Consider the following 23,034-nt stretch of genomic DNA (forward strand, 5'->3'; position numbering starts at 1 on the left):
CGCGGCGCGGCGATCGGCTCTCAACCGACTTCGATGATGACCTTCAGCGCATGGGTTTGCGCCGCGCGGCCGAAGGTGTCGTATGCGCGCTCGACGTCGTCGAGCGAGAACCGGTGCGTGATCAGGCGCGTCGGATCGAGGCGCCCGGCGCGTACGGTCTTCAGCAGCATCGGCGTGCTGACCGTGTCGACGAGCCGCGTCGTGATCGAGATATTGCGATCCCACAGCTTCTCGAGGTGCAGGTCGGCCTTGACCCCGTGCACGCCGACGTTCGCGACCACGCCGCCCGGCGCCACCAGCGAGGTGCACATCTCGAACGTCGCCGGAATGCCGACCGCCTCGATCGCGCAATCCACGCCGACGCCGTCGGTCAGCTTCATGACCTCCGCCACCGGGTCGCCGCTGCGGCCGTCGATGCAATCGGTCGCGCCGAAACGCCGCGCCACCTCGAGCCGGTTGCTGTCCGGGTCGATCATGATGATCCGCGCGGGCGAGTAGAACTGCGCGGTCAGCAACGCCGCCAGCCCGATCGGGCCCGCGCCGACGATCGCGACCGAGCAGCCGGGCTGCACCTTGCCGTTCAGCACGCCGCATTCGAACCCGGTCGGCAGGATGTCGGACAGCATCACGAGCGCGTCCTCGTCCGCGCCCGGCGGAATCCGGTAGAGGCTCGTCTGCGCATGCGGGATGCGCACGTACTCGGCCTGCGTGCCGTCGATCCGGTTGCCGAGGATCCAGCCGCCCGTCGTGCAGTGAGAATACAGGCCGCGCCGGCAGTACTCGCAGCGGCCGCACGACGAGATGCACGAAATGAGCACGGGATCGCCCGGCTTCAGTGAATCGACCGCGGCGCCGACCTGCTCGACGATGCCGACACCCTCATGGCCGAGAATGCGGCCGGGTTCGCAGGTCGGTACGTCGCCCTTGAGAATATGCAGATCGGTACCGCAGATCGTCGTGCGCGTCACGCGGACGATCGCGTCGGTGGGCGACTGCAGTTCCGGCCTCGGCCGCTCCTCGAGCGCCTTGCGCCCGGGTCCGTGGTAGACGAGTGCTTTCATCGCGGTTCCTCCATCGAAAGAAAGGGTTGCGGGTTCATTCATCAGGACTGCAGGTGATGCCGACCCTGCGCCAGCACCGTCGCAAGTGCACACGAAGCGATCCGGACGGCGATGCCGTCGGCACGGCTCGTCAGCACGATCGGTACGCGTGCGCCGACGACGATGCCTGCGCTGACGGCTCCCCCCAGGTATTCGAGCTGCTTCGCGAGCAGGTTGCCGGCTTCGATATCGGGAACGACCAGGATGTCGGCGCGGCCGGCTACCGGCGAATCGATCCCCTTGTCGTGCGCCGCCCGCAGCGAAATCGCGTTGTCGAACGCGAGCGGGCCGTCGACGATCGCACCCGTGAGCTGGCCGCGCTCGGCCATCTTCGCGAGCGCGGCCGCATCGAGCGTCGAGCGCATCGCCGGATTGACGGTTTCGACCGCGCACAGCACCGCCACGCGCGGGCAGGCAACGCCCAGCGCATGTGCGACGTCGATCGCGTTCTGCGTGATGGCCGCCTTCTGCGCGAGATCCGGCGCGATGTTCACCGCCGCGTCGGTCAGGATGAACGGGCGCGGATACGCCGGCGCCTCGATCAGGAAACAGTGGGACATGCGCTTGTCGGTGCGCAGGCCCGAACCGGCCGCGACGACCGCGCCCATCAGCTCGTCCGTGTGCAGGCTGCCCTTCATCAGCGCGCCGGCGCGGCCGGCCGCCGCCAGTTCGACCGCGCGGGCCGCCGCCGCATGGCTGTGCGGCACGTCCTCGATCGTCCACTTCGAAAGATCGACGCCCGCCTCGTTCGCCATGCGTTGCACCTTGGCGCGCGGCGCGACGATCAGCGGTTCGATCGCCGCCCCCAGGGGTGACGTGCGCAGCGCCGCGAGCGCAACGAGACTGGTCGCGTCACACGGATGCACGACGGCGACGACGAGCGGCGCCGCGTTGCGCGCCCGCGCGATCAGCTCGGGTAATGCGCCGTCCGGACGTGGCAGCAAGCCGGGCAGGCAGGCGTCGTCGAGCCCCTCCGGCGGCGGGTTTTCGCTCATGTTTCGAGTACGTAAGTGCCGGGCGCCGCCGCCAACCCCGCGGCCGGCGTACGGGCCGGCACGTCGCCCGACGAGCGCGCGTGCAGCCAGTCGCGCCAGCAGGTCCACCACGATCCGTCGACCGCCGGCGTATCGCGTACGAAATCGTGCCGGCTGCGGTAGGCCGCGCCGGGTTCGCGGGTCGCGCATCGATAGTGGCGCCCCGCATGGCCGGGTTCGGACACGATGCCCGCGTTGTGCCCGCCCGATGTCAGCACGAAGGTCAGCGCGTGGTGCGTGAGCAGGTGGAGCTTGTAGACGGAACCCCACGGCGACACGTGATCGCGCTCGGTGCCGACCACGAACGTCGGCACGTCGAGATCCGACAACGCGACCGGCCGCCCGTCGACGCAGTAGCGGCCGGCCGCGAGATCGTTGTCGAGAAAGAGCCGCGTCAGGTATTCCGAATGCATCCGATACGGCATGCGCGTGGTGTCCGCATTCCACGACATCAGGTCGTTGGGCTTCGTGCGCGTGCCGAGCAGGTATTCGCTCATCATCCGCGACCAGATCAGGTCGCGCGCGTTCAGCAGTTCGAACGCGGCGGACATCTGCGCGCCGTCCAGGTAACCCTGCCGCCACATCAGCGCGTCGAGTGCGGACAGTTCGCTCGCGTCGATGAACAGGCCGAGCTCGCCGGGTTCGCTGAAATCGGTCTGGGCCGCCAGCAACGTGACGGAGCGCAGTGCGTCGTGTTGCCGCCCGTCGCGTGCGAGCGCCGCCGCGCCGATCGCCAGCAGCGTGCCGCCCAGGCAATAGCCGACCGCGTGGACCGCTTCGCCGCAGATCGACCGGGCGGCGTCGAGCGTCGCCATGCACCCGTCGCGCAGATAATCGTCGAGCCCGACGTCGCGGGCCTCCGCGCCCGGGTTGCGCCACGACACCGCAAACACGGTGTAACCCGCATCGACCAGGAAGCGGATCAGCGAGTTGTGCGGCTGCAGATCGAGGATGTAGTACTTCATGATCCACGACGGCACGATCAGGATCGGTTCGCGCGCCACGGCGGGCGTCGTCGGGTCGTATTGCAGCAGCTCGCACAGCGCGTTGCGCCAGACGACGCGACCCGGCGTGACCGCCACGTCGCGTCCCGGCAGATACGTGCGCGTGTCGCGGGCCCGCGTGCCGCTCGTGCGATCGAGCAACGCGCTCGCGTCGTCCAGCCAGTTCCGGAAGCCTGCCGCGAGATTCGCGCCGCCGCTGCGCATCGTCGCGTCGAGCGCGACCGGATTGGTCGCCAGGAAGTTGCCGGGCGAACACGCGTCGAGCCACTGTCGCGCGACGAACCCGACCAGTTCCTCGTGGTGCCGTTCGACGCCCGGCACGCCGCGCGTTGCGTCGCGCCACCAGCGCTGGATCGACAGGAAACTGTCGCGATACGCGCTGAACGGCCAGCCGGCCCACGCCGGCGCGGCGAAGCGCGGATCGGCCTCGCCGGCATGCACGGCAAGGCCGCTCATGTCCGCAGCGTCGGCGTCGCCCTCACGCCGGTTTGCCGCCGGTGCAACGGCGGCCGTGCACGCCTGCGTCGCGAGCTCGAAGCACTTCCCCGGCGACACCGCCAGATGCGCGCCCCAATCGAGCATGGCCAGCGCCAGCGACACGGGCGACAGCCCGAAGGTCATTGCGGCGACGCTCGCATGCGCTGCGCGGTTCCATTGTTCGGCAGGCGAAGTCGTTCCCGCCGGGCATTCGGCGGAACGCGACGCCTGCCCGCCCCGATCCGGCGGCGGATTCGATTCGTGCGTGAACGGTGCACGGATGACGGAGGCTGTCATTGCATGTGCATGCCGCCGTTGACATCGAATTCGGCGCCCGTCGCAAATGCGCCCGCATCGGAACACAGGAAGCCGACGAGCGCGGCGATCTCGTCGGGGCGGCCGAGACGCCCCACCGGGATCTGCGGCAGGATCTTCGTGTCGAGCACTTCCTTCGGCACCGATTCGAGCATCGCCGTATCCAGGTAGCCTGGCGCGACCGTGTTGACCGTCACGCCGTGACGCGCGAGCTCGAGCGCGAGCGCCTTCGTGAAGCCGTGGATGCCGGCCTTCGCGGCCGCGTAGTTCGTTTGCCCGTACGCACCTCTCGAACCGTTGACGGACCCGATGTTCACGATCCGCCCGAAGCCCGCGTCGATCATGCCGGGCACGAACGGCTTCGTCATGTTGAACATGCTGTCGAGGTTGGTGCGCAGCACCGCATCCCACATGCCCTTGGTCATCTTCACGAAGGTGGCGTCGTGCGTGATGCCGGCGTTGTTGACGAGCACGTCGACGCGCCCGAATTCGGCCAGCACGCGTGCCGCGCAGTGCTGGCACGCATCGTAATCGGCAACGTCGACCTCGTACGCATGAAACGCGCGGCCGGCGTCGCGCTCCTGCGTGAGCCACGTCGCGACGTGGTCGTTGTGTTCGGTGTGCGACACCGCCACCGTCATGCCCGCGTCGTGCAGGCAACGGCTGATCGCGGCGCCAAGGCCGCCCATTCCACCCGTGACGAACGCGACGCGCCTAGCGGACATGATCGTGCTCCCGCGCGGCGAGGTGGTCGTCCGGCAGTCGCGCAGCCGTCGCGTCCCCGTCGCTCGCGCCGACGGCCTCCGTGATGCCGAGCTCGAACGCCGCCATCCAGTTGCGCCACGGCATGCTGGCCTCGTTGATCACGGCCAGCCGCCCGAGGTCGGGCAACCAGTCGGTCTGGTAGCGCGCCAGCCCGCCGGGGCCGTATTCGCGCAGCCATGTGCGCCACGCGCCGGCACTCTCGAACTGCCCGCGCATGCAGAGCTCGGTGGCGTCCTGCCAGATCGCGACGGTGGCGACCGTGTAGTCGCGCATCGCCAGCCGGGCCGCTTCCCCGAAGGCCGTCCACTCGTTCGTAGCCGTGAGCGCGTGCTGCAGGCCGCGCACGGCGTCGCGGTCCCGTTCGATGCAGCGCCCCGCGAGCGCATGCCATTCCTGCTGCCAGCCTCGGTTCAGCGCGGCCATGCGCAATGCAAGATCGCATCCCGCGCGGCAAGCGTCGTTCGGTGTCGTCAAAGCATGGGCGCTCATCGTGTTCCCTCCTTCGATCCGGTCAACGGGTTCGCATCCGCCTCGTGCCGCCTGCCGGGCATCGGCATGGCGACCGCCTCACTGTGCGGCCGCGGCGCTCGGCTGCCGTTGATCTGAGTCAAGCGCGCGGAAACCCTGCTTCGTAGACTGGATTGCACTGGCGGATCACCCGTCGATGGAGCGATTCCGATGAGCTACAAAAGCATGGTCGTGCACCTCGATACGAGCGCCCGCGCGCATTCGCGCCTCGAGTTCGCGTTGCGTCTCGCCCGGCGCTTCGGTGCGCATCTCACCGGGCTGTTCGCGGTCTACACGCCCGAGCCGTATTCGTTCTACGTGATGGCCGGTTCCGCCGACTATTTCCGCGAGCACCGCGAGCGGCGCGACGAACGGCTCGCCGCGCTGGAACGCCTGTTCCATGCGGAGACCGCCCGCGCCAAGGTGCCGGCGACCTGGGTTCACGCGGACGAACGCGCGAATCTGGCCGTGCTGCGCGCCGCGCGACTCGCCGATCTCGTGATTGCGGGCCAGAGCGACCCGAACGATCCCGAGACCTTTATCGACGACCAGTTTCCGGAGAACCTGGTGCTGTCCGCCGGCCGCCCGGTGCTGTTCGTGCCGTACACCGGAGAATTTCCGTCGATCGGCGAACGGGTCTTCGTCGCATGGGACGGCAGCCGCGAAGCGGCCCGCGCCGCGCACGACGCGCTCCCGTTTCTCGAGCATGCGAAGCGCACGACGGTCGCCGCCGTGGTCGACGCCGATTCGGAGGCGGCGACCACGCGCATTCCGGCCGCCGATGCCGCGCTGATGCTGGCACGCCACGCGCACGACGTGAACGTGCTCGACATCGGTACCGGCGCCGATGCGTCGATCGGCGACACGCTGCTGTCACGCGCGTACGAAACGGGTTCCGACCTGCTCGTGATGGGGGCCTACGGCCATCCGCGCTGGCGCGAACTGGTGATGGGCGGCGCCACCCGCACGGTGCTGGGGTCGATGACGCTGCCGGTGCTGATGTCGCACTGAGCCGGCCGATGCGCACACTCGCGCTCCTCGTCGTCAATGCCGGTTCGTCGAGCGTGAAGTTCGCGCTCTTTGCGTATCCGCCGCACGACGATCCCGCGCGGCGGCCGCTGCACGAGGGCGAAGCGGTCGAGACCGGCAACGGCGTGTCGATCCGCTTCGACGCCGAACCGGCCGTTGCATTGCCGCTCGGTGCGAGCGACCCCTGTCGCGACGCGCTCGCGCGGATCGCGACGTGGATCCGCGGGCAGTTGCCGCACATCACGGTGGGCGCCATTGCCCATCGCGTCGTGCACGGCGGCACACGCTTCATGGAGCCGGTGATCGTCGACGACGCGGTGCTCGGCGCGCTACGCACGCTGACGCCGCTCGCCCCGTTGCATCAGCCGCACGGCCTCGATGCGATCGACGTGCTGCGCGGCGCGTTTCCGGGCGTCCCGCACATCGCCGTGTTCGACACGGCATTTCATCGCACGCTGCCGCGCACCGAGCAGCTGCTCCCGCTGCCGCACGCGTGGTTCGACGAGGGCGTACGGCGCTACGGATTCCACGGCCTGTCGTACGAATACCTGGCCGTCGCGCTCGACGAGCGGTTCGGCGCACGTGCGCACGGCCGCGTGATCGCCGCCCATCTCGGCAGCGGTGCCAGCCTGTGCGCGATGCGCGACTGCCGCAGTGTCGCGACGACGATGGGCTTCTCGGCACTCGACGGGCTGATGATGAGCACGCGCTGCGGGGCGCTCGATCCCGGTGTCGTCCTGCACCTGCTCGAAGTCGGCAAGCTGTCGGGCGACGCGCTGGGCCACCTGCTGTATCACGAGTCGGGGCTCAAGGGCGTCTCGGGTGCGTCGGGCGATCCGCGCGTGCTGCTGGCACGCGAAGCCGCCGGCGATGCGCCGGCCGCCGATGCGCTGGCGCTGTACGTCCATCGCATCGTGCGCGAGGCCGGTGCGCTGACCGCGCTGCTCGGCGGCCTCGACATGCTGGTCTTCACGGCCGGCATCGGCGAGCACTCGGCCGTGTTGCGCGAGCGGATCTGCGCATCGCTCGGCTGGCTCGGCATCGACCTCGACGTGTGCGCGAATGCCGGCCATGCGCAGGTCGTGTCGTCCGCGTCGAGCGCGGTCACGGTGGTCGTCGAGCCGACCAACGAAGCGTGGATCGCGGCACGCGCCGCGGTGCGCGTGCTGCGCGGCAACCGCGCCGCTTGATCCAGATCAGCGCCGTCGGCGCGCGCGCGCCGATGATGACTTCATCCACATCCGTTCAAGGGAAATGCCATGTACTCGAACATTCTGGTTGCGCTCGACGGCAGCGACACGTCGTCCCGCGCACTCGACGCCGCGCTGACGCTCGCGGCGGAGACGGGTGCGCGGCTAACCCCCGTCTACGTCGTCGATTTCCTGGTGCCCGCCTACGACACGTACGGATACGATCCGTCGATCCTCGTCGACGCCTTCCGCGAAGAGGGGCTGCGCGTCACCGACGACGCGGCGCGACGCCTGAAAGCGCGCGACGTGGCCGGCACGCCGCAGATCTCCAACGTCGAGCCCGCGGGCGAGGACATTCCGCGCCGGATCGTCCGTCTTGCCGACGAAACCGGGGCCGACCTGATCGTGATGGGCACGCACGGCCGGCGCGGCTTTCAGCGCCTCTTCCTCGGCAGCGTGGCCGAGCGCGTGCTGCGCCTGGCCACCTGCCCCGTCCTGATGATTCCGGCGAACTGCCCGTCGGAGAAACCCGCCGAAACCGCCGCGGCATCAACCGAAAAGGAGCCGTCATGAGCTACAAGACCCTGCTCGTCCACCTCGACGACAGCGAGCGCTGCGCGACGCGCGTCGGCCTCGCACTCGAACTCGCGGCGCGCTGGAACGCGCATCTGATCGGCCTCTACGTGGTCTGCCAGGACCTGTTCGAGCCGTTGCGGCGGCCCGACGAACCGCTGAAGCTTGCCGTGTACGAGCGGCTGTGCGAGCAGCGCCGCAAGGAAGCCGAGGAAAAATTCCTGACGGCCGCCGAGCGCGCGGGACGCAGCGTCGAATGGCAGGCCCCCACCGGCGACGCGACCGCCGCCGCCATTCTGCACGCGCGTCACGCCGATCTGCTGGTGCTCGGCCAGGAAGACCCCGACGATCGCATGACCTACGTCGCGCGTCATTTCGTCGAGGATGTCGTGATGGGCAGCGGCCGCCCGGCGATCGTCGTGCCCTACGCCGGCGACGTGCGAACGATCGGCGAGAACGTGCTGATCGGCTGGGACGGCGGGCGCGAAGCCGCCCGCGTGATGGCCGATGCGCTGCCGCTGCTCGCCCGCGCGCGCTTCGTCAACGTCGAGACGGTCGTGCGCGGGCAGCCCGACCCGGACAAGACGCCCGCGGGCGTCGACGTCGCCGCGTATCTCGAACGGCACGGCGTTCGCGCGTCGTTCTCCACGACGCCGCGCGACCGGTCGGTCGGCGTGGGCGCGACGCTGCTGAACCGGGTGACCGACCTGCACGCGGACCTGCTCGTGATGGGTTTGTACAGCCATGCGCGCATGCACGAACGCGTGCTGGGCGGCGCCACACGCACGATCCTCGAGACGATGACGGTGCCGGTGCTGCTGTCTCACTGAGCCGTCGAAAAGGGGGCAGCCGCTTGCGGCCGCCCCCTTTTTGTCACAACACGGCCGCACACGCGCCCTGCCCCTCCCGCACGACCAGCACCGGCCGGTCGGCGGTGCGCACCAGCGATTCGGCGACGCTGCCGAGCAACGCGCGGCGCACGCCGCGCCGCCCGTGCGTGCCCATCACGATCAGCTCCGCGTCGCATTCGGCGGCGGCGCGCGCCAGAACGGACGACACGTCCTCGCCGCACGCGTCGAGCGTGTGTGCCGTGCCGCGGACGCCGCACAGGCGAAACGCGGTCTCCGCGTCCGCCACCGCGACCGCGGCCCTGTCCGCATCCAGCCCCGCGGGGTCGCGCTGGCCGATATAGCCGCTGTCGACGTCGGCCACCCTTGGCGCGTCCGATACCACGCACACGGCGACGATCAGGCCGCCTGAATCGCGGGCGAGCGCGATCGCCTCGTCGAGCGCGAGTCGCGAAGCGCGGCTGCCGTCGAGTGCCGCAAAGATCCGTGCATACATGGAGCCTCCCCGTTGCCGTTCGGATTTGACCGGCATGCCAGACCAGTCTGGGCCCGACGCGCATCGTCCGGTTGACGCCGGTCAAGCCCGCACGGAAACAGGCGTACGCATCGGTCCCGATTGGCGAATCCGGACAAAACGCGCACAATTTCGGGCGATATCGCAGTTTCGGCCTGCCCCGCTTCCCGTGCCCCGCGTCCGGCCCGCCGCCCGCCGGCCGCCGGCGAAATCCGTCAGGATGAACGGCAATGACAGTCCATGTGCCCGCCTTCAAGGCCGGGCCGGCTCCGCGCAGGGTCCGGCCCGCGCGATCCGCGACCCTCGCCGCGCTGCTGACGCTGGCGCTCGGCCTGGCCACGTCGTTTGCCACCGCCCGGCTCGTGCAGAACCGGGCGCAGGAAGCCGCCCAGGCGCGCTTCGCGCAATCGGCGACGCTCGCGACGGCCGACCTCCGGCGCAGCTTCCTCGGCGCCGCCGCCGTCTTGCGCGGCGCGCGCGGCTTCGCGTCGACGCTGGTCGTGCCTCAATCCGGCGACGCGTGGCGTCGTTACATTGCCGGTCTCGATCTGGACGGCTTGCAGTCGCCCGTCCGCAGCGTCGGGAGAATCGAGCCGAGCCCCGCGAATGACGATCAGGCGACCCGGCGGGCACTGCAGCGAGCGGCGGAAACCGGCAGGGTCGCGCTGGCCGCGAACGCGACCCGGGACAGCGCCGACGCAACGAGTGCCCGCACGGCGCTGATGTTGTATCTGCCGATTTATGCGGACGCTGAAGACGGGGCGCCGTCGGGGCCGCAACATGCGCGCGCGACCGGATACGTCTATGCCGCGCTCGATCCGGCACGTCTCGTCGATCCGTCGATACTGGATCGGCTACGCATGGAAATCGCGGCCGACATCCCGGCGGCGCTCGTCCATGCCGGCGGCTTCGGCGGCAACGACGCCACGGCCGCCGGCAACATGCTCACGCGAACGGATTCGCTGTCGTTCGGTGGTACGCCGCTCACGCTGCGCTACAGTGCGCCGGGCCCGGACACGTCCAGCCCCGCGCTGGCCGTGCTGGCGGCCGGCACCGCGCTGTCGCTGATACTGGCCGTGCTCGTGCAGCAGGTTGTCTCCACGCGAATCTCCGCCGCCGTGCCCGCCGGCGACAGCCAGCCGACCGGCGAGCGGATGATGGGCATCATCCGGTCATCGATGGAAGCGATCATTACCGTCGACGAAAGCCAGACGATCGTGATCTTCAATCCGGCCGCGGAACGCGTGTTCGGCGTCTCCGCGATGGAGGCGATCGGCGCGCCGCTCACCCGCTTCATCCCCGAGCGCTTTCGCGCCGCGCATGCGCGGCACGTCGAGCAATTCGGCGTGACGGGCGTGTCGGACCGCCAGATGGGGCAGCAACGCGTGCTGTTCGGCCTGCGCGGCGACGGCACGGAGTTCCCGATCGAGGCGTCGATATCGCAGATTCGCGACGGCGCGGGCAAGCTGTACACGGTCATGCTGCGCGACGTCACCGAGCGCGTCCGCGCGGAAAATGCGCTCAGGCAGTCGCGCGAGGAACTCCGCGAGCTGTCCGCCAACCTGCAGAACGTGCGGGAGGAAGAAAAAACGCGGATCGCGCGCGAGTTGCACGACGACCTCGGCCAGCAACTCACCGCGCTCAAGATGGACCTCTCCGCCGTCGAGCTGGGGCTCGCGGGCATTGTCGCCCCCCATACCGGCGTGCGCGAGCAGTTGGGCGGCATGCATCGCCTGATCGATTCGACCGTTGCGTCGGTTCGGCGCATCGCGGCCGATCTGCGGCCGGTGATGCTCGACGACCTGGGTCTCGTCCCGGCGATCGAGTGGCTTGCAAACGATTTCACGCACCGCTACCGGATCACGGTCGACCGGGACATCGCCCCCGTCGATACCGCGTTCACCAGCGCCGGCGCCACCACGCTGTTCCGCATCGTGCAGGAAGCGCTCACCAATGTCGCCCGGCATGCCGATGCGACGCACGTGAAGCTCGCCCTGAAAGTGGAAGACGGCTACTGCATGCTGCGCATCGCGGACAACGGCCACGGTGCGCCGGAGGTCGCCCGCGACGAGCGCGATCGTCCGTCGTTCGGGCTGATCGGCATCCGTGAGCGCGCGCACATGCTCGACGGCACGGTGACGATCGAGAACCGGCCGGGAACGGGATTCACGATTACCGTGGCGTTGCCGCTTCACGCCATCCAGCAAGGAGATGTGCTGTCATGATCAGGGTACTCATCGCCGACGACCACGCCCTCGTCAGGGACGGCCTGCGGCACATCCTGCAGAACGCAAGCGGCTTCGAGGTCGCGGGCGAGGCGTGCGACAGCGCATCCACGATCGCACTCGTACGCGGCACGGCCGCGAACGTGCTGGTGCTCGACCTGTCGATGCCCGGCCGGAACGGCGTCGAACTCATCAAGCAGATCAAGGACGAGAAACCGGCCTTGCATGTCCTCGTGCTGACGATGCACGCCGAGCAGCAATACGCGGTGCGCGCGTTCCGCGCGGGCGCATCCGGCTACATGACCAAGGAGAGCGCGAGCGTCGAGCTGGTCGCGGCGCTGACCAAGATCGCGGCCGGCGGCGTGTATGTCAGCCTGACGATGGCCGAACAGTTTGCGCAGAGCCTGAACGAACCGACCGATCTCCTGCCGCACCAGCGTCTGTCCGACCGTGAATTCGACGTCTTCCGGCGCGTCACCACCGGCGAGTCGATTTCCGAAATCGCGAAGGCGCTCTGCGTCAGCGTCAAGACCGTCAGCACGTACAAGACGCGCATTCTCGAGAAGATGCAAATGCCGAACGACACGGCGCTCGTGCGTTATGCGATGCGCCACAAGCTGTTCGACGACCCGGACGAACTCTGACGGCCGCCAGGCAGCCGGCTGCTTGCGCCGACGATCCCGCTGCCAGTGGCCGCGTCGGCGGCTCGCGATCGCGCGACCGGCTTCTCGACGCTGCGTCGCGTGATATCGAACATAACGTCCGCCACCGCCGCCGGCATTGAGTCAGGTCAACGGAATCGCCGCCCGTTGCCGCCCGCCTCTCGACAACGTCAACCGGGCAACGCGAGCCCGCCTCGGCGGCAAGATCGCGGCAAGATGCCGCCCCCTTTGTAGGAAACGCCCTACAACGCTTCCAAGTGTCCTACCGCATCTTCAATTCCGGCTGATTTCCGTCGAGCGCCGCGCCATCCATACTGCGTATCAAGAAAAACAAGCCAGCGTGCCACCCGGAGCAAAGGCCCCCTCAACCCCGAGACCGGTTCGGTCTCCTGGCCCGTCCGGTGTGGTTCCCCATCAGGAAGGCGGCAGACACCAAGGCCGCCGGTACGACGGCCAGCGCGATCCCGCCCTGCAGCGATTCGCCGCTGGCCCAGTAATTGGAGCCGATCATGCAAAGCCATGCCGATGTTTCGCAGACCATGCCGTTACACCCGTTACGCCCGTCACAACCGTCACGTCCGTTCATCCCGCTGCATCCCGTCGAACGGGCGGACCAGCCGAAGCGCGCCGCGTCCCGTTGCTCGACGTGCGCGCTGCGTACCGTATGCATGCCGCCCGATCTTTCGCCTGACGACTTCGCGCGCGTCGACGCGATGATCTGCACGACGCGGCACGTCAGGCGCGGCGAAACGCTGTTTCGCGCGGGTGACGCATTCAACAGCATCTATGCGGTCAGAACCGGTTCGTTCAAGACCATCGTGATGCATCGCGACGGAGACGAGCAGATCACCGGCTTCCAGATCGTCGGCGAATCGCTCGGGCTCGACGGCGTGCACACCGGGCGGCACAACGGCGACGCAATCGCGCTCGAGGACAGCACCGTCTGCATCATTCCGTTCGGCCAGCTCGAGCAGATGTGCCGCGACGTTCGGCCGATGCAGCATCACGTGTATCAGATGATGAGCGGCGAGATCGTGCGCGAATCCGCGCAGATGCTGCTGCTCGGCACGATGACCGCCGAGCAGCGCGTGGCCGCCTTCCTGCTGAACCTGTCCACGCGCTTCAAGGCGCGCGGCTACTCGGCCGCCGAATTCGTGCTGCGGATGACGCGCGACGAGATCGGCGAGTATCTCGGGATGAAGCTCGAAACGGTCAGCCGCATGATGTCGAAGTTCCAGCGCAAGGGGCTCGTCGCCGCGCAAGGCAAGCAGATCCGCATCGTCGATTCGGACGGCCTCGGGCGCATCTGAGCGCATTGCGGTGCGGGCATGTCGAGCGGGATCAGCCGCGCATGCCGAGCACGGCGGCGCCGGATACGCGCCCCGCGCGCAGATCGTCCAGTGCGCGGTTTGCATCGGTCAGCGCGTAACGCACCGCTTCGACCCGCAGCGGCATCGCATCGGCGATCCGCATGAACGCGGCCGCGTCCGCGCGCGTCAGGTTGGCGACCGACGCGATGCGGCGCTCGCCCCACAGCCACGCGTACGGAAAGCCCGGGATATCGCTCATGTGAATGCCGCCGCATACGACGATCCCGCCTTTGTCGACCGCGCGAAGCGCGGCCGGCACCAGTGCGCCCACCGGCGCGAAGACGAGTGCGGCGTCGAGGGGTTCCGGCGGCGTTTCGTCGCTGCCGCCGGCCCATGCGGCACCGAGTGACAGCGCGAGCTGCTGCGCGACGGTGTCGCCGGGCTTCGTCAACGCAAACACCTTCCGCCCCTCGAAATGCGCGACCTGCGCGACGAGATGGGCGGCCGCGCCGAAGCCGTAGATGCCGACGCGACGCGCATCGCCGGCCATGCGCAAGGTTCGGTAACCGATCAGGCCGGCGCACAGGAGCGGCGCGGCCTCGAGATCGGAATAGCGCCGCGGCAGGTGCACGCAATAGCGATGGTCGGCAACGGCGCACTCGGCATAACCGCCGTCGATCGTGTAACCGGTGAATCCCGGGCTGTCGCACAGGTTTTCGCGGCCGGACGCGCAGTACGCGCAATGCCCGCAGGTCGAGCCCAGCCATGGCACGCCCACCCGGTCGCCGACGGAGAATCCCGTCACGCCCTCGCCGAGCACGCGCACCGTTCCGACAATCTCGTGCCCCGGCACCAGCGGCAGCTTCGGGTGCGCGAGTTCGCCGTCGACGACATGGAGATCGGTTCGGCATACACCGCACGCGTGCACGTCGATCAGCAGCTGGCCCGGCGCCGGCAGCGGATCCGGCACGCGCGCCTCGCGCAAATGCGGCGTCGTGCCGTCAAACATCATCGCAAGCATGCTCGCCTCCCCGCGCCATCGAGTTCGCGCGCGTCACGATGCAAGGCTAGTCGCCACGCGCCGCGCGCGCATGGCGCAGTGACGGGCGCTTGACGTGGGTCAACGGCGGCCGGCCGGTTGCTGACACGATGAAGTGGCATGACGCCGCCCGCCCGGCCGACCAGGAGATGATCGAATGATATCCGTTCCCCCACTTGCCGCAAGCGCGCATCCCGAAGCGCATCTGAGGTCGCTGCTGGCCTATGCGGTGCTGGCCCCGTCCAGCCACAACTCGCAGCCGTGGCGGTTCATCGTCGACGGGCCCACGATCGCGGTCTGCGCGGACCGCGTCCGTGCGCTGCCGGTGGTCGATCCGTTCGATCGCGAGCTGATCATCAGTTGCGGCGCCGCCTTGCTCAACCTGCGTGTCGCGCTCGACCACGCAGGGCTCGCCCATACGATCAGCACGTTTCCGTCCGAAGTCGACCCCGATCTGCTCGCACTGGTGCGGGTCTGCGACGACGGCTATTCCGACGCGTCGCTCGGCGCGCTGTTCGATGCGATTCCGGAGCGCGTGACGACGCGCGCGCCGTTCGAATCGACGGCCGTTCCGGACACGCTCCAGCGCGAGCTGATCGCGGCCGGCGCGGCGGAAGGCGTCGAGGTCGCCTGTATCGACGCGATCGCGCACCGCGCACGGGTGGCCGAGCTCGTCGCCGAGGCCGACCGGCAGCAGTTCGCCGATCCGCGCTTCCGGCGCGAGCTGGCGAGCTGGATCGATCCGCGCCGGCACGTCGACGGCATGCCGGCATTCGCGGCCGGCGTGCCGACGCTGCTGGACTTCGCGGCGCCCGTCGTGACGATGGCGGTCCGGACGTTCGATCTCGGCAACGGGCTCGCCGCGCTGCATCACCAGCTCGTCGGCGCGTCGCCGCTGATCGTCTGCCTGTCGACCGTCCGCGACGATCGCGAGGCGTGGCTCGCCGCCGGGCAGGCGCTGGAGCGCGTCCTGCTCGTCGCGACGCGCGCGGGCCATACGGCGTCCTACCTGAACCAGCCGATCGAGACGGCCGGGCTGCGCGCCCACCTGCGCCACATGCTCGGGCTGCGCGGCGAGCCGCAGTTGCTGCTGCGCGTCGGGCGCGGCCCGCATACGCCGCATTCGCCGCGCCGCCCGCTCGACGAAGTCGTCTCCTGATCGCGCGCGCGGCAAGGTGCGGCCCCTCCGACCCGGACGAGGAAAAAACATGAACCTCCTGCGTTTCACCGCCCTCTGCGCGATCGCTGCGGCGGCCGGCCCGGCCGCCGCGCAGACGGCCGTGCCCGAGCCGACCGATCTCGTCAACGCGCAGCACTGCATGTTCTGCCACACGCCCGACATGAGGTTCCTCGGGCCGTCGTTCCACGAGATCGCGCAGCGCTATCGCGGCGATCCGGCCGCCGCCGCGGAACTGGAACGCAAGCTGCGCGTCGGCGGCCGCGTGCACTGGGGCGACACGCCGATGCCGTCCGCCGAGGATCGCGGCGGCCCGCTGTCCGCCGACGATGCGCATCAGCTCGTGCAATGGGTGCTGAGCCAGTAGCCGGCCCGCCGGCCCGCACCGCATGCCGACCGCCATCAAACGCCTACCCGCCCGTACGGTACGAGGCAACGCGCGCCGCCGGGCCGCACCCGGCGCGCTGCCGGCGGACACGCGCGGCACACGCGCACGTACGCGGCCCGATGCGCTCGCCGGCAACGACGACAGCGCCCAGCCCGGCCCGCGCCGCGTGCGGCGTCCCGCCCGACGCCCGAAGCGCACGCCTGCCGACGACGACGCCACCATCCTGCAGCGCGCGAGCATGCGCGGCATCCGGCTGCAGCTCGACTACTGGAAAGCCGAGGCGCGCCTGCAGAGCGAAGGCATCGGCCATGCCGTCGTGATCTACGGCAGTACGCGCATCGTCGCCCCTGCCGTCGCGAATGCCCGGCTGGACGAAGCCAATCGCCTGCTCGCGCAGCGTCCGCACGATGCGGGCCGGCGCCGCGCCGTCGCGGCGGCGAGCCGGCTCGTCGAGCACAGCGTGTATTACCGCGTCGCACGCGAATTCGGGCGCATCGTCGGCCACGCCGACCGCTGCACGCGCGCCGCGCGGCTCGCCGTGGTCACCGGCGGCGGCCCCGGCATCATGGAGGCCGCGAACCGCGGCGCATACGAACTCGGCGCGCCGAGCATCGGCCTGAACATCGAGTTGCCGCGCGAACAGGCGCCGAATCCGTATATCACGCCCGATCTCGGTTTCCGGTTTCACTATTTCGCGATCCGCAAGCTGCACCTGCTCGAACGCGCGAAAGCCGCCGTGTTTTTCCCGGGCGGCTACGGCACATTCGACGAGCTGTTCGAGGTCCTGACGCTGCTGCAGACGCGCAAGATCCCGCCGCTGCCCGTCATCCTCGTCGGCGAGGCGTACTGGCGCCGCGCGGTGGACCTGGCCTTCCTCGCCGACGAGGGGATGATCGATCGCAGCGATCTCGACCTGTTCACGTACTGCGAATCCGCCCCCGACATCTGGCGCGCGATCGGAAGCTGGTATGCACGGCGGCGTGCGGCGCGGCCGGTGCGCCGCCGCCCGCCGCCGAAACCGCGTGCCGTGTAGGAATCTGCCGACGCGCTCCGCGCGATTCCTACCGCAGCTTCGGGGCATGCCGATTGAATCGCGCGGGCGCGGCAACGATACTGAAATCACGGATCGCGGCTGCGCGCCAGCCGGATTCCGGGCCATCAGGAGAGCCGTCATGACACACGCTACCCCGCTTCCCGATTCGGGCGACCAGGCCCGCCGGCCTGACGCTGCCGCGCTCGACACGCAGGCGCTCGTCGCCCTGGCGCGCGACGCCGGCATGCTCGTGATCCTCGACGGACAGATCGGGCGCGAGCGGTACGAGAGCGTGACGGGCTCGATCGCCACGCTGGCCCGCTTTGCGCAGGCACTGCAACTGTCGGCACTCAAGGCCGCCTGAAGCCGCTCGCAACCGTGCCGCGCCGCCGGCATCCGGCGCGACGGCGGCGGCCCGGTCTTCCGACGCAATGATCACGCTCGCCCTGCCGTCCCGTCCGTCTGCCCGGGCCGGCCGCACCCCGGTCACCACGCGCCTGCCGAAGCCGTCCATCCCGTTCGCCCGGACGTCTCCGGGATGAAGCCGCGATGAACCGGCACCTTTCCGAACACGTCGCCCACCTGTTTCCGGGCATCGCACTGCTCACGCACTACCGGCGCGCATGGCTGTCGCGCGACCTGTATGCGGGCATCGCGCTGTCGGCCGTGCTGGTGCCCGTCGGCATGAGCTATGCACAGGCGGCCGGCCTGCCGGCCGTCACGGGCCTCCATGCGTCGATCGCCGCGTTGCTCGCGTATGCGCTGCTCGGCCCGAGCCGGATCCTCGTCCTCGGCCCCGATTCGGCGCTGGCCGCGCTGATCGCAGGCGCGATCGCCCCGCTCGCCGACCATGACCCGCAGCGCGCCATCGCGCTGGCCGGCGCGCTGGCGCTGTCGGCCGGCACGATCTGCATCCTGCTCGGCACGCTCCGCCTCGGCTTCGTCACCGACCTGCTGTCACGTCCGATCCAGTACGGCTACCTGAACGGTATCGCGATCGCGCTCGCGATCGGCCGGTTGCCGGAACTGCTCGGCATGCCCGCGGCGGGCGGCGACGTGTTCTCCAGCGTGCCGCCCATCGTGCACGCCCTCGCCGAAGGCCGGTTCTCCACCGATGCCGCGCTGCTGGGCATCGGTGCGCTCGCCACCATTTTCCTGATGAAACGGGTGATGCCGCGCGCACCCGGCGTATTGATCGCGGTGCTGGCGGCGACCGTGGTCGCGCACGTGTCGCCGCTGCACGGCATCGCGACGGTCGGCACGTTGCCGGCCGGCGCACCCGTGGCGCACCTGCCGGTCGTCTCCGTCGCCGACCTGGGCGCGCTCGCGTCCGGCGCCGTCGCCGTCGCGCTGGTGTCGTTCGCCGACATCAGCATGCTGTCGCGCGCCCTGTCGGCACGTTCGGGCGAAACGCCGGATCGCAACCAGGAACTGGTCGCACTGGGCGCCGCCAATCTGCTGGCCGGCATGATGCAGGGCTGCGCGGTCAGCAGCAGCGCATCGCGCACGCCCGTCGCGATTGCCGCGGGCGCGCAGAGCCAGGTCACGAACCTCGTCGCGGCGGCGTGCATCGCGATCCTGCTCGTTGCCGCGCCGACGCTGCTGACCGGCGTCCCGCGCGCGGCGCTGGCCGCCGTCGTGATGTACGCGGCGTTCGGCATCGCGGACGTCCGCAGCGTCGTCCGGCTGTACCGGATGCGTCGCGGCGAATGCCTGATTGCGGTGCTGTGCTTTGCCGGCGTGGTCGGCATCGGCGTCGTGCCCGGCATCCTGCTCGCCAGCGCGCTGTCGCTGCTGTCGTTCGTGTGGCGGGCCTGGCATCCGTACGATGCGGTGCTGGGCCGGCTGGCCGGCGTGCGCGGCTATCACGACATCGCGCGCCATCCGGACGCCGTGCAGACGCCGGGGCTCCTGCTGTTCCGCTGGGATGCGCCGCTCTTCTACGCGAACGTCGAGATTTTCTGCGAGCATCTGCACGCGGCCATCGTATCGTCGGCGTTTCCGGTCACGCGCATCGTCATCGCGGCCGAGCCCGTCACGGATATCGACGTCAGCGCCGCCGACCGGCTCGTGGCGCTTTGCGAGGAACTCCGCGCGCAGACAATCGCACTGGATTTCGCCGAAATGAAGGGGCCGGTGAAGGATCGCCTGCGCGCCTACGGGCTGTTCGACGCGTTCGGTCCCGCCAGCTTCTTTCCGACCGTGACCGACGCCGTCGCGCATCATGTCCGGCGGCAACGCGAACATGCGCGCGACGACGAACCGGTTGCGCGCCCCGCGCCGCCGCCTGCCGACCGCGACCGCGACCGGGCGGACGGGTAGGCACACCGATACCCGTGCGACGCGGCGCTCGTTGCATCGGATGACGAACGAAACGTCGACGCACGGGAGACACGTTCACGTGCGCCGTGGCGTCAGACCGTGAACGTGTTCGATTTCCTCATCTCGACCCAGGTCATCCCGGCGCGCAGCCCGTCGATCGCGGCTTCGCGCTCGGTATCGTGGATCCGGCTGTGCGCGAACGTGCGCTCGCACGCGCCATCCGGCGACGTGAACGTCACGTGGATCCTGCAACGGTAGCCGCCCGCTTCGGCGGCAATCGTCTCGATCGTCACCGACCAGTCCGCGTCGTGTACCTCGCCTGACAGTGTCATCCGGCTTCCCTCCTTCAACTGCGCGGACCGCCCATCCGGTTACCGGGGGTTCCGCGCTTACTCGACGACCAGGTCGTCGACCACCGCACGCACGCCGCGCGCCGACCACGCGGCACCGCGCACGGCCTTGCGCTCGGAGAACGAACCGACCTTGCCGGACAGCCGCACGGTGCCGTCGTGCACCTCGATCGCGATGTGCTTCGCCTCGCGCTCCGCGTGGCGCATGATCGCGCGCTTGATGCTGCCGCCGATGTCGGCCGACCCGACCGCCCCCTGCACCGTGATGTGGTCGGTCACGCCGGTCACGCTGCGCATCTGCGAGATCGCCCGCACGGCCATATGGCTCTGGTACGCCCAGTCGACCCTGCCGGACAGCGTGATCCAGCCGTGTTCGACCTGCACCTTGACCGCGTCGTCGTGCAGACCGACCGTCCAGTGCAGAACCGAGCGCACGGCATTCGCGATGTCCTCGTCGGTGCGGACGTCGTCGTCCGGCAAATGCACGGTCATGTCGACGACGAGCGCCTTGACGCCGGCCACGCGGTTCGCCGCACGCTCGATCGCCAGTTTCTCCGCATAGCTCGGCGGGTGACCCGAGAGCGTCACGATCCGGTTGACGACCTCGACACCGATACGTGTCGCGTCGATCGCCGGGTCGGACTCGAGTTCGTCCTGGACGTCCTGCTTCAGTTGCTTGTCGGTCTTCATCGCCTGCACTCCTGTGAGCCGCGGCGTGCCTGTCCGCCGCATACGCCCAGATTTGCACATGCACGGCCGGGGATCGCTGATGCAGGTCAACGGACGCCGCTCGACGCGCATCGCGGCCTGCCGGTGCACCGCTTGACGGAGGTCAAGCCGGCGCGGCCCGGCGGACTTATCGTGAGATCGCCGATGCGCGACGCCCCGGGCAAGCACGGCGATGCTCCAAGGAGACTCACATGACGGAACAGCAACTGTTGGCCTATTCGCCGACACCACCGGCAGGGCCGGTATCGCCACAGGGCGAATCCCCGCCCCTCATCGACCTGCCGTACCCGGACCTCGACGGCGGCCCGCCATTGATGACCGCACTCGCGGCAAGAATGAGTTCCCGCGAATTCGCCGCCACGCCCCTGCCGCCCGCGACGCTCGGCGCGATGCTGTGGGCCGCGGACGGCGTCAACCGGCCGGTCGGCGGCGGCCGCACGGCGCCGTCCGCGCATGCGTTCAACGAAATCGACGTGTACGTCGCGCTGCCGTACGGCGTCTATCGCTACGACGCGCCCGCGCATCGGCTCGTGCTGAAACACGCCGTGGATGCCCGTAACCTGACGGGTTACCAGGACTTCGTCGGGCGCGCGCCGCTGGATCTCGTCTACGTCGTGCGGACCGCCGCGATCCTCGACATGCCGCCGCAGCAGCGCGACGTGTTCTCGGCGATCGCGGCCGGCGCCATCGCGCAGAACGTGTCGCTTTACTGCGCGGCCGCCGGCCTCGGCACGGTCGTGCGCGGCTGGATCAACCATCGCGTGCTGGCCGACGCGCTGCGGCTGAACGAAGACGAGCTGCCGATCCTCGCGCAGACGGTCGGCTATCGCGCAGGCGGCGCGGCATCGAATGCGTGAGCGCCCCGGCGCCCGCTTCAACGAAACGGCGCGCGGATCGCTCCGCGCGCCGTCTCCTCCTGTCGGGCAGCGCATGCCGGCGCCACCCGCTGCCTGCCGCCCGATCAGCCGATCGTCAGCTTCTTCTGCGCGACCGGCGCCTTCTTCGGCAGCGTCAGCGACAGCACGCCGTCCTGATACGTCGCCGTTGCCTTCGCGTCGTCGATTTCACCCGACAGCGAGAACGAGCGGCTGACCGCGCCGCTATAGCGCTCGCGCCGGATCACGCGCTCGCCTTCCTTCTGCTCGCTGTTGCGCTGGATTTTGGCGTTGATCGATACGGTGCTGCCCGTCACCTGGACGTCGATGTCGTCCTTGGCGACGCCCGGCAGTTCCGCGTTGACCTTGTACGCATCGTCGCTTTCCGTCACGTCGATCTTCATCGATGCAAGATCGGGCTCGTCCGCCAGCGTCATCCCGCGCAGCGGCCTGAACAGGCCCTGAAACAGGTCGGCGACGGGTTCGATCGAAAACGGATCGTACCGTGTGACATTGCTCATGGTTCGTACTCCTCGAACGATTGACATGCGGCCCGCGCTTTCGTCCCGCCCGCGCGAAGCCATGACGAAGATCGGATTGGCGCGGCACCGTGTGCCGGGCAACGGACGAACGATCATCAGGATTCCAGCGTAACTGCCCGCATCGGCATGGGCTTGACGCGCGTCAACGGGAGCGGACGCTCAGGTGCAGAACCGGAAATAGCCGCTGTGGAGCAGGATCGGCCGGCCGCCCATCTCCTCGAGCAGGCAGCGCGCGGCGCGCTCGATCGCGGGTCGATGACGGGCGAATGCCTCCACGAGATCCTGTTCACGCGGCGATGCCGCGCGGAAGTGATCCTCCAGCGCTTCCGCGGTGATCGCGCAGTGCACACGGCGGCCTTCGACCAGCGCGGGAAACGCCAGCGCGGGATCCTGGCTGCAATACGTCGGATGTTCGCAAGGAAAGGAGATCTGCATGATGGTCACCTGTGCAGGTTGCGCATGGGTGGGCGCGGGCTCGCGGTGCGCCGGGTGCTGCCCGCGTCCTCGCCGCGAGGCGCCGCGCGCGAATACGCTAGGCTGCCGCCGCCGCGGCCGGGGCGGCATCGCCGGCGCGTACGAGCAGGACCGGGCAACTCGATCCGCGCAGGAAACGCTCCGCGACGCTGCCGAGAAACAACCGCCGGACACCGCGGCGGCCGTGCGTACCGATCACGGCCAGATCGATCGAACGCTCGACGACGTACCGTTGCAGCCGTTCGGCGACATTCTGGCCAGGCTCGGTCTCGACGATTTCCGTGTCGCCGTTGACCGCCGCGTGCGAGATCGCCCGTTCCGCGCTGCGCAGCACCGCCGCGCCATCGCGCCGAACCTCGTCGAGCAGCACGTCCGGATCCATTCGTCCGGCGTACGTCACCAGAAGCGAGCGGTCGACGACGAAAACGGCGAACAGGCGCGCGCCGTACGATCGCGCCACCTTCAGACCTTCGTCGAGCGCCAGTTTCGATGAAGGACTGCCGTCCACGGCGACCATGATGTTCGTGTACATACCGACCTCGCTGGATGAAC

Annotated in this window: 25 protein-coding genes; 13 read left to right on the plus strand and 12 right to left on the minus strand. The window is 69.4% G+C overall.

The genetic code is table 11. The annotated features are described in order from the left end of the window. Positions 1-20: 20 nt before the first annotated feature. Genes E9536_RS27605 through E9536_RS27625 form a run of 5 tightly spaced genes read right to left on the minus strand, consistent with a single transcriptional unit; the run spans position 21 to position 5,184 of the window. Positions 21-1,061: a zinc-dependent alcohol dehydrogenase family protein gene (locus E9536_RS27605; protein ID WP_059696792.1), complete on the minus strand. Its 1,041-nt coding sequence runs from the start codon at positions 1,059-1,061 to the stop codon at positions 21-23. Positions 1,062-1,102: 41 nt separating this feature from the next. Next, on the minus strand, positions 1,103-2,095 hold the full coding sequence (locus tag E9536_RS27610) for a bifunctional enoyl-CoA hydratase/phosphate acetyltransferase (protein WP_136471349.1): 993 nt from the start codon (positions 2,093-2,095) through the stop codon (positions 1,103-1,105). Further along, a complete protein-coding gene (locus E9536_RS27615; RefSeq protein ID WP_136471351.1) occupies positions 2,092-3,912 on the minus strand; it encodes an alpha/beta fold hydrolase in 1,821 nt (606 codons plus the stop codon). Before E9536_RS27615 ends, E9536_RS27610 begins: the two co-directional genes overlap by 4 nt. Further along, positions 3,909-4,655: a beta-ketoacyl-ACP reductase gene (locus tag E9536_RS27620; RefSeq protein ID WP_027792306.1), complete on the minus strand. Its 747-nt coding sequence runs from the start codon at positions 4,653-4,655 to the stop codon at positions 3,909-3,911. Before E9536_RS27620 ends, E9536_RS27615 begins: the two co-directional genes overlap by 4 nt. Beyond that, positions 4,645-5,184: a hypothetical protein gene (locus E9536_RS27625; RefSeq protein ID WP_136471353.1), complete on the minus strand. Its 540-nt coding sequence runs from the start codon at positions 5,182-5,184 to the stop codon at positions 4,645-4,647. Before E9536_RS27625 ends, E9536_RS27620 begins: the two co-directional genes overlap by 11 nt. A gap of 189 nt (positions 5,185-5,373) precedes the next feature. Between E9536_RS27625 and E9536_RS27630 the strand changes: the two genes are divergently transcribed. The 4 genes from E9536_RS27630 (at position 5,374) to E9536_RS27645 (ending at position 8,824) form a co-directional block, all read left to right on the plus strand. After that, the gene (locus E9536_RS27630) at positions 5,374-6,213 is read left to right on the plus strand and encodes a universal stress protein (protein ID WP_136471355.1); all 840 of its coding nucleotides are present in this window, start codon (positions 5,374-5,376) and stop codon (positions 6,211-6,213) included. A gap of 8 nt (positions 6,214-6,221) precedes the next feature. Next, positions 6,222-7,421 carry an acetate/propionate family kinase gene (locus tag E9536_RS27635; protein ID WP_060198375.1) on the plus strand — a complete coding sequence of 400 codons (1,200 nt, stop codon included), beginning with the start codon at positions 6,222-6,224 and terminating at the stop codon, positions 7,419-7,421. A gap of 69 nt (positions 7,422-7,490) precedes the next feature. Then, a complete protein-coding gene (locus E9536_RS27640; protein ID WP_059696801.1) occupies positions 7,491-7,994 on the plus strand; it encodes a universal stress protein in 504 nt (167 codons plus the stop codon). Further along, a complete protein-coding gene (locus E9536_RS27645) occupies positions 7,991-8,824 on the plus strand; it encodes a universal stress protein (protein ID WP_060082655.1) in 834 nt (277 codons plus the stop codon). Before E9536_RS27640 ends, E9536_RS27645 begins: the two co-directional genes overlap by 4 nt. A 43-nt stretch (positions 8,825-8,867) precedes the next feature. Here E9536_RS27645 and E9536_RS27650 read toward each other — a convergent pair whose 3' ends face one another. Further along, positions 8,868-9,338, minus strand: a complete 471-nt coding sequence (locus E9536_RS27650) for a universal stress protein (RefSeq protein WP_136471357.1) — start codon at positions 9,336-9,338, stop codon at positions 8,868-8,870. 248 nt (positions 9,339-9,586) lie between these two features. Between E9536_RS27650 and E9536_RS27655 the strand changes: the two genes are divergently transcribed. The 3 genes from E9536_RS27655 (at position 9,587) to fnr (ending at position 13,553) form a co-directional block, all read left to right on the plus strand. Beyond that, entirely contained in the window at positions 9,587-11,581 is a 1,995-nt protein-coding gene (locus tag E9536_RS27655; RefSeq protein ID WP_136471359.1) for a PAS domain S-box protein, read from the plus strand. Then, a complete protein-coding gene (locus tag E9536_RS27660; protein WP_136471361.1) occupies positions 11,578-12,225 on the plus strand; it encodes a response regulator transcription factor in 648 nt (215 codons plus the stop codon). The genes E9536_RS27655 and E9536_RS27660 overlap by 4 nt, the downstream gene beginning before the upstream one ends. 527 nt (positions 12,226-12,752) lie before the next feature. Then, complete coding sequence (gene fnr / locus E9536_RS27665) at positions 12,753-13,553, plus strand: fumarate/nitrate reduction transcriptional regulator Fnr (protein ID WP_136471363.1); 801 nt, start codon at positions 12,753-12,755, stop codon at positions 13,551-13,553. A gap of 31 nt (positions 13,554-13,584) precedes the next feature. Here the strand turns inward: fnr and E9536_RS27670 are convergent, their stop codons facing one another. Next, positions 13,585-14,574 carry a zinc-dependent alcohol dehydrogenase family protein gene (locus E9536_RS27670; RefSeq protein ID WP_027792297.1) on the minus strand — a complete coding sequence of 330 codons (990 nt, stop codon included), beginning with the start codon at positions 14,572-14,574 and terminating at the stop codon, positions 13,585-13,587. A 175-nt stretch (positions 14,575-14,749) separates the two neighbouring features. Between E9536_RS27670 and E9536_RS27675 the strand changes: the two genes are divergently transcribed. The 5 genes from E9536_RS27675 (at position 14,750) to E9536_RS27695 (ending at position 19,512) form a co-directional block, all read left to right on the plus strand. Then, entirely contained in the window at positions 14,750-15,751 is a 1,002-nt protein-coding gene (locus tag E9536_RS27675; protein ID WP_060082658.1) for a nitroreductase family protein, read from the plus strand. Between the two features lie 49 nt (positions 15,752-15,800). After that, on the plus strand, positions 15,801-16,136 hold the full coding sequence (locus E9536_RS27680) for a c-type cytochrome (RefSeq protein ID WP_060198362.1): 336 nt from the start codon (positions 15,801-15,803) through the stop codon (positions 16,134-16,136). A gap of 22 nt (positions 16,137-16,158) precedes the next feature. After that, complete coding sequence (locus E9536_RS27685) at positions 16,159-17,190, plus strand: TIGR00730 family Rossman fold protein (protein WP_136471365.1); 1,032 nt, start codon at positions 16,159-16,161, stop codon at positions 17,188-17,190. A gap of 139 nt (positions 17,191-17,329) precedes the next feature. Beyond that, positions 17,330-17,554: a hypothetical protein gene (locus E9536_RS27690; RefSeq protein ID WP_021159371.1), complete on the plus strand. Its 225-nt coding sequence runs from the start codon at positions 17,330-17,332 to the stop codon at positions 17,552-17,554. A gap of 185 nt (positions 17,555-17,739) precedes the next feature. Further along, positions 17,740-19,512, plus strand: coding sequence for a SulP family inorganic anion transporter (locus E9536_RS27695; protein ID WP_136471367.1), 1,773 nt, complete (start codon positions 17,740-17,742; stop codon positions 19,510-19,512). A gap of 92 nt (positions 19,513-19,604) precedes the next feature. On the opposite strand, the gene E9536_RS27700 is transcribed toward E9536_RS27695, so the two are convergent. Both E9536_RS27700 and E9536_RS27705 read right to left on the minus strand, forming a co-directional pair. After that, a complete protein-coding gene (locus tag E9536_RS27700; protein ID WP_059696815.1) occupies positions 19,605-19,844 on the minus strand; it encodes a hypothetical protein in 240 nt (79 codons plus the stop codon). Between the two features lie 57 nt (positions 19,845-19,901). Further along, positions 19,902-20,552: a BON domain-containing protein gene (locus E9536_RS27705; RefSeq protein ID WP_060082731.1), complete on the minus strand. Its 651-nt coding sequence runs from the start codon at positions 20,550-20,552 to the stop codon at positions 19,902-19,904. A gap of 230 nt (positions 20,553-20,782) precedes the next feature. On the opposite strand from E9536_RS27705, the gene E9536_RS27710 reads away from it, so the two are divergent. Further along, positions 20,783-21,448, plus strand: a complete 666-nt coding sequence (locus E9536_RS27710; protein WP_059696817.1) for a nitroreductase family protein — start codon at positions 20,783-20,785, stop codon at positions 21,446-21,448. Positions 21,449-21,552: 104 nt separating this feature from the next. On the opposite strand, the gene E9536_RS27715 is transcribed toward E9536_RS27710, so the two are convergent. The 3 genes from E9536_RS27715 to E9536_RS27725 all read right to left on the minus strand — a co-directional run bounded on the left by E9536_RS27715 (position 21,553) and on the right by E9536_RS27725 (position 23,014). Beyond that, positions 21,553-21,987: an Hsp20/alpha crystallin family protein gene (locus E9536_RS27715; protein WP_042974953.1), complete on the minus strand. Its 435-nt coding sequence runs from the start codon at positions 21,985-21,987 to the stop codon at positions 21,553-21,555. Positions 21,988-22,167: 180 nt separating this feature from the next. Then, the gene (locus E9536_RS27720) at positions 22,168-22,443 is read right to left on the minus strand and encodes a DUF1488 domain-containing protein (protein WP_027792289.1); all 276 of its coding nucleotides are present in this window, start codon (positions 22,441-22,443) and stop codon (positions 22,168-22,170) included. Positions 22,444-22,540: 97 nt separating this feature from the next. Then, positions 22,541-23,014 (minus strand): universal stress protein, encoded by a 474-nt coding sequence (locus tag E9536_RS27725; RefSeq protein WP_136471369.1) that lies wholly within the window; start codon positions 23,012-23,014, stop codon positions 22,541-22,543. Between the last annotated feature and the right edge of the window lie 20 nt (positions 23,015-23,034).

The organism is Burkholderia sp. LS-044, assembly GCF_004803625.1.
GTDB lineage: Bacteria > Pseudomonadota > Gammaproteobacteria > Burkholderiales > Burkholderiaceae > Burkholderia > Burkholderia cepacia.

Excerpts from the sequence above, each read along its gene's own strand:
- E9536_RS27640 (WP_059696801.1), top strand. The coding sequence starts at position 7,491 with ATGTACTCGAACATTCTGGTTGCGCTCGACGGCAGCGACACGTCGTCC.
- E9536_RS27675 (WP_060082658.1), top strand. The coding sequence starts at position 14,750 with ATGATATCCGTTCCCCCACTTGCCGCAAGCGCGCATCCCGAAGCGCAT.
- E9536_RS27645 (WP_060082655.1), top strand. The coding sequence starts at position 7,991 with ATGAGCTACAAGACCCTGCTCGTCCACCTCGACGACAGCGAGCGCTGC.
- fnr (WP_136471363.1), top strand. The coding sequence starts at position 12,753 with ATGCAAAGCCATGCCGATGTTTCGCAGACCATGCCGTTACACCCGTTA.
- E9536_RS27685 (WP_136471365.1), top strand. The coding sequence starts at position 16,159 with ATGCCGACCGCCATCAAACGCCTACCCGCCCGTACGGTACGAGGCAAC.
- E9536_RS27655 (WP_136471359.1), top strand. The coding sequence starts at position 9,587 with ATGACAGTCCATGTGCCCGCCTTCAAGGCCGGGCCGGCTCCGCGCAGG.
- E9536_RS27705 (WP_060082731.1), bottom strand. The coding sequence starts at position 20,552 with ATGAAGACCGACAAGCAACTGAAGCAGGACGTCCAGGACGAACTCGAG.
- E9536_RS27620 (WP_027792306.1), bottom strand. The coding sequence starts at position 4,655 with ATGTCCGCTAGGCGCGTCGCGTTCGTCACGGGTGGAATGGGCGGCCTT.
- E9536_RS27710 (WP_059696817.1), top strand. The coding sequence starts at position 20,783 with ATGACGGAACAGCAACTGTTGGCCTATTCGCCGACACCACCGGCAGGG.
- E9536_RS27695 (WP_136471367.1), top strand. The coding sequence starts at position 17,740 with ATGAACCGGCACCTTTCCGAACACGTCGCCCACCTGTTTCCGGGCATC.
- E9536_RS27610 (WP_136471349.1), bottom strand. The coding sequence starts at position 2,095 with ATGAGCGAAAACCCGCCGCCGGAGGGGCTCGACGACGCCTGCCTGCCC.
- E9536_RS27670 (WP_027792297.1), bottom strand. The coding sequence starts at position 14,574 with ATGCTTGCGATGATGTTTGACGGCACGACGCCGCATTTGCGCGAGGCG.
- E9536_RS27625 (WP_136471353.1), bottom strand. The coding sequence starts at position 5,184 with ATGAGCGCCCATGCTTTGACGACACCGAACGACGCTTGCCGCGCGGGA.
- E9536_RS27660 (WP_136471361.1), top strand. The coding sequence starts at position 11,578 with ATGATCAGGGTACTCATCGCCGACGACCACGCCCTCGTCAGGGACGGC.
- E9536_RS27630 (WP_136471355.1), top strand. The coding sequence starts at position 5,374 with ATGAGCTACAAAAGCATGGTCGTGCACCTCGATACGAGCGCCCGCGCG.
- E9536_RS27615 (WP_136471351.1), bottom strand. The coding sequence starts at position 3,912 with ATGACAGCCTCCGTCATCCGTGCACCGTTCACGCACGAATCGAATCCG.
- E9536_RS27715 (WP_042974953.1), bottom strand. The coding sequence starts at position 21,987 with ATGAGCAATGTCACACGGTACGATCCGTTTTCGATCGAACCCGTCGCC.
- E9536_RS27725 (WP_136471369.1), bottom strand. The coding sequence starts at position 23,014 with ATGTACACGAACATCATGGTCGCCGTGGACGGCAGTCCTTCATCGAAA.
- E9536_RS27700 (WP_059696815.1), bottom strand. The coding sequence starts at position 19,844 with ATGACACTGTCAGGCGAGGTACACGACGCGGACTGGTCGGTGACGATC.
- E9536_RS27650 (WP_136471357.1), bottom strand. The coding sequence starts at position 9,338 with ATGTATGCACGGATCTTTGCGGCACTCGACGGCAGCCGCGCTTCGCGA.
- E9536_RS27690 (WP_021159371.1), top strand. The coding sequence starts at position 17,330 with ATGACACACGCTACCCCGCTTCCCGATTCGGGCGACCAGGCCCGCCGG.
- E9536_RS27720 (WP_027792289.1), bottom strand. The coding sequence starts at position 22,443 with ATGCAGATCTCCTTTCCTTGCGAACATCCGACGTATTGCAGCCAGGAT.
- E9536_RS27680 (WP_060198362.1), top strand. The coding sequence starts at position 15,801 with ATGAACCTCCTGCGTTTCACCGCCCTCTGCGCGATCGCTGCGGCGGCC.
- E9536_RS27635 (WP_060198375.1), top strand. The coding sequence starts at position 6,222 with ATGCGCACACTCGCGCTCCTCGTCGTCAATGCCGGTTCGTCGAGCGTG.
- E9536_RS27605 (WP_059696792.1), bottom strand. The coding sequence starts at position 1,061 with ATGAAAGCACTCGTCTACCACGGACCCGGGCGCAAGGCGCTCGAGGAG.